The following is a 4,122-nucleotide window of genomic DNA, read 5'->3' as shown; positions in this document are numbered from 1 at the left end:
GTGCACGCGGTTCTCCTTCTGGTGTGGGGGTCAGGCGGCGGTGGCCTGGTAGTGGCCGTATCGGGCTTTGCTGATCTGCTGCTGGTCGGTGAGTTGTTCGAGCAGGTTGTAGACCTGGCTGGCGCTGTAGCCGGTCGCGGCGACGATGTCTTTGGGGCCGGTGTGGCCGGCGCGGATGGCGTCGAGGACCTTGGCTTGGCCGGTGCTCAACACCGGCCGGGCCGCGGGCTGTTGCCAGAACTTCTCGATCCGCCGCACGGGCGGGTGGTGGGCGCCGCCGAGGTCGATGACGTCGACGGTGGTGTTGGAGGCTGCGGCGGTGTCCATGCTGCGCTCCAGGGCCTCGATGTCCTCGACGGTGCCGGCGTCGGCCATCGCGAGCAGCATCTCGTCGGCGAACCGCTGCTCTGAGGCGACCTGGTGGCGGCGGGCGTAGTGCGTGCCGGCCATGTTGGCCTGCCGGTCGGGCAGTGACCGCCAGGTGATGCGCCCGGGCCAGTACTCGGCGAGTTCGTCGGTGACGTGGTAGCCGCGAAACGGCGCGGAGCGGGCGCCGGGGTCGGGGTCGCACAGGTAGCCGTAGCCGGGCAGCTTCGGAAACGTCTTGGGGCTGATGTCCACACCGAAGACCGTTTTGGCGTTAGGGGTTTTCGAGCGCAGGATCAGCCCGTTACCGGCCAGCAGGCAGGAACGCAGGGTGTCGGCCAGGTTGCTGTTACCGGTACCGCCGAACGCGTCCAGCGTCACCGACTGCGAGGCCATGAGCAGTCCGACGCCGACTTTGCGGCCCTCGCGGGCGATGCTGGCCAGTGCCTGCTGGGTGGCCGTGGCCAGCAGCGGGTTCTCCGCCGCCGACAACGGTTTGTGGCACTCGTCGAGGATCACCAGCAGACCCGGCCGGGCGTCGGTGGGGGTGAACCCGTTCTGCCGGTTCAACCGGTTCTCCACCCCGTTGATCTTCATGACGCGGATGGCGGCCTGAACCATGTTGTAGATGCCCTCGAAGGTGGTGGCGGCGTAGTCGGCGTGGGCGACCAGCAGCGGGGAGCTATCGCCGCGTTGCCCGTCGCCGTACCAGACGATCGTCGGATGTGAGGTCGACGCGGCGCATGACATGGCGATCTGATCAATGAAGCGGGACTTCCCCGAGCCTTGTGCGCCTTGGATGTAGCCGCCCCACATGCTGTCGGCGGTGTACACCCGCCAGCAGGCCACGCCCTCACCGTCGGCGAACGGACCCAGCCGTACGCACCCGTGCCGCGGGTCGAACCCGTCTTGCGGGCCGGGCCACGGCTGGGACCGGCTGATCGGGGGGCGGGTAACCACGGTCAACAGGGCTGTCGGGGCGGTGTATCGGGCCTCGGCCAATGCCTGCTGGGAGTCCCGTTCGGCCTGCTCAGATACCTCCGTCAGGACCCGCACCTGCTCAGCGCAGGTCTGCTCCGCAAGCATCCGCGCGGCTGCGGCCCGGTCCGCGGCGTCACGGGCCTCCGCGAGCCGGCCCTCCGCCAGACGCTGCGCCTGCACCGCCTCCACGGCCCGCTGCTGCGCGGCCTCGGCATCGGCATCGGCGCGAGCCTGAGTCTCGGCCTCGGCACAGGTGGCGATTTCCGCCTCCGTGGAGGCCTCGATTTCCGCCCGCGCTTCCGCCTCAGCCGCCGCCCGGGTTTCCGCCTCGGCCAGCGCGGTTTCCGCCTCAGCCCGCGCGGCGGTTTCCGCTTCCGCCCGCGCGGCTTCCGCCCGCGCCGTCGTTTCCGCTTCCGCCTGCGCCGCCCGAGCCGCGGCCGTTTCCGCCCGCGCCACCCGGACCTCTTCCGCCCGTGCTTGCGCCTCCGCGGCGGCCCGACGCTGACGCTCGGCCACGATTTCCGCGTGTTTCCGACCGCCGTCCAGATCCCCCAGCACCAGCTTGGACAAGAACAGGAAAGCCAACGAGGGAAGACAGGCCAGGAACATTGCCGACCAGGACGCGTCCGACCCGACCGCCGACAACTGCGCGGCCAGCGACAGCACCGCACCAGCCAGCAAGACCACCAGGGCGTAGGACCACAACTTCTTGCCCTGCCGCAGCCGCTTACGCAACGACAGCGTCGCCACCAACGGCAGCAGCTCAGAGATCACCGCATTGGCCCACCCGAACCACTCCGGAGTGCCCTCCGGCATCCACTCCATGGTCCAGTCCTTCATGTGCGTAAACGCCGCCGCGAGCGCGGCCGCCATGATCGCCATGAGGATGACCACCTTGATGGTGTCCTCGACCTTGTCCGCCCGGCTACCCGCCGGCACATCTACACCGGCCGACACCGCCTCGGCGCTCACCGCGAACCGCCCGACGTCCTCGCCCGCTCGTCGCTGATCCGGGCCAGACCAGCCCCCAGCAGCTCCCGCGCGAGCTCGTCCTCCGCACACGACTGGTGACACGCATCGCCACGGCCGTCGCGCATCTTCGTGACGGTGGCGCAAACCCGGCAGGGCAACGACCGGTCAGGGTCGTAGTGCGTCGAGTCGGACCAATCCAGGCGTACCCGCACCAGCAGGGTGGCCATCAGCACACCTCCCCGCGCGCGCGGCGGCGGGCCCGCACCTGGGCCAGCAGCTGGCGGCCGTACGGGTCCAGATCGGCCTCATCCACATCGACCGCTGGCGGATGCCGGCGGTCGTCAAACCAGCGGACCAGACGGCCACCGACAACCACGCCAGTGACCAGGCCAACCGCAACGACCGGGGAGTACAGCAGCACCTGTGGGACCTGGTCGGCGTGATCCGACATGGCCCGGCCAGCAAGCACCGCCACCGGAGCCCCCGCCACCGCCGTGACAGCCGCAGCCCGCAGCGCACGGCTCACCGTCCGAGAAGCCGGAGGTGCCGACACGACCGGCCGGCGCAATGCCTGCCGATACTCCCGCTCGGCATCCACCAGACGCCGCAGCCCGTCACCACCAGGCAGCACCGCGACAGCAGCGGCCTGACGCTCCAACTCGACGTCAGACACCTCGCGTAGACGAACCCGATAGCGGTCCAGCACCACGGTCATGTCCAGCACTGTCGGGGCCGTCATGCCGCACCACCCAGCACGCGTGCCGTCCCGGCCATCGCCCGCAACCGCACCACCGGCCGCGCTTCCACCTGCGGCAAACCCGCCGCCCGGTCGTACTCAGCCGCCCGGTCACCGCCGGCCGCCTTGGCCTTGTACAGCGCGATGTCCGCCGCCTTCATCACCCGCAGCGGGTCATCGCCAGCCATCGCCGACACCGCGCCGACACTGGCCCGCACCGCCAACTCCCGGCCACCCGGCACCGTGATCGGCGCGGCCAGGGCCCGCACCACCTCCGCGCCGAGCATCCCCGCGATCGGGGCCGGCGACGGGCACACCAGCACCATCTCGTCCCCGCCAAGCCGGGCCACACACGCGCCGTCAACCTCGTCGAGCACCGCAGTGAGCCGGCCCGCGGCCTCCACCAGCACCGCGTCACCCGCGTCATGCCCGAAGGCATCGTTGATCTTCTTAAACCCGTCCACATCCAGGAGCACCAGGTCATAGGACCCGGCCGACAAGTCGGACAGGGCCTCGTACAGGCCGATCCGGTTCGACAAGCCCGTCAACGGATCCGTAGCCGCATCCCGACGGGCCCGCACCAGCTGGACCCGCTGCGACCGGGCTACCCGCGCAGCCCACACATGCCCCACCAGCGAAACCACACCCAACGTGGGCAGCAACACCTTGGTCGCCTTCACCGGGCCACCCCCCGACGTGCCTGGATCGCCGCGATCCGCTGATGCGGGGCCATGCCGCCGAAGATCCCGTGGATCCGGTCCCGGGACAGCCCGCGCTCTTTCCGCAGCGCCAGCTCGCCACAGTCGTCCTTCACCGGGCAGCCAGCGCACACCCTGCGCGCCACCTCTTCCAAAGCGGACTCCTGCTCCGTCGCCGGAAACCAGGGATCTAGATCCGCCGTCAGCACCGCTTTGGTGCACAGGCCACGGGCATAGACCCGCTTTTCCAGGAGCATGGTCGGCTCGGTCGTCACTGCCCCTGCCTTAGGGGGCGGAGCCGCTAACCTCGTCATAGGCACGTCGATCTCCCTTCCACGGTTTGGATCGGATGCCTCGGGCCTCGGCGGG

General features: G+C 70.1%; 5 protein-coding genes. All 5 read right to left on the bottom strand.

Annotated features, from left to right (window positions below; genetic code table 11):
• Nucleotides 1-30: 30 nt before the first annotated feature.
• The 5 genes from K228_RS29905 to K228_RS0124015 are packed head-to-tail and all read right to left on the bottom strand — an operon-like array spanning nucleotide 31 to nucleotide 4,028.
• Nucleotides 31-2,319, bottom strand: a complete 2,289-nt coding sequence (locus tag K228_RS29905; RefSeq protein ID WP_025620663.1) for an ATP-binding protein — start codon at nucleotides 2,317-2,319, stop codon at nucleotides 31-33.
• The gene (locus tag K228_RS0124030) at nucleotides 2,316-2,546 is read right to left on the bottom strand and encodes a hypothetical protein (protein ID WP_025620662.1); all 231 of its coding nucleotides are present in this window, start codon (nucleotides 2,544-2,546) and stop codon (nucleotides 2,316-2,318) included. Before K228_RS0124030 ends, K228_RS29905 begins: the two co-directional genes overlap by 4 nt.
• On the bottom strand, nucleotides 2,546-3,058 hold the full coding sequence (locus tag K228_RS0124025; RefSeq protein WP_018255958.1) for a hypothetical protein: 513 nt from the start codon (nucleotides 3,056-3,058) through the stop codon (nucleotides 2,546-2,548). The genes K228_RS0124030 and K228_RS0124025 overlap by 1 nt, the downstream gene beginning before the upstream one ends.
• Nucleotides 3,055-3,735 (bottom strand): GGDEF domain-containing protein, encoded by a 681-nt coding sequence (locus K228_RS0124020; protein ID WP_025620661.1) that lies wholly within the window; start codon nucleotides 3,733-3,735, stop codon nucleotides 3,055-3,057. Before K228_RS0124020 ends, K228_RS0124025 begins: the two co-directional genes overlap by 4 nt.
• Nucleotides 3,732-4,028, bottom strand: a complete 297-nt coding sequence (locus tag K228_RS0124015; protein ID WP_025620660.1) for a WhiB family transcriptional regulator — start codon at nucleotides 4,026-4,028, stop codon at nucleotides 3,732-3,734. Before K228_RS0124015 ends, K228_RS0124020 begins: the two co-directional genes overlap by 4 nt.
• Between the last annotated feature and the right edge of the window lie 94 nt (nucleotides 4,029-4,122).

This window comes from Salinispora cortesiana (genome assembly GCF_000484695.1).
Lineage (GTDB): Bacteria > Actinomycetota > Actinomycetes > Mycobacteriales > Micromonosporaceae > Micromonospora > Micromonospora cortesiana.
Note: the sequence above shows the minus strand (reverse complement) of the source record. Positions and strands in the feature narration are given on the sequence as shown.

Bases quoted from the DNA above. Each gene is read 5' to 3' on its own strand.
- K228_RS0124025 (WP_018255958.1), bottom strand. From the start codon at position 3,058: ATGACGGCCCCGACAGTGCTGGACATGACCGTGGTGCTGGACCGCTAT.
- K228_RS0124030 (WP_025620662.1), bottom strand. From the start codon at position 2,546: ATGGCCACCCTGCTGGTGCGGGTACGCCTGGATTGGTCCGACTCGACG.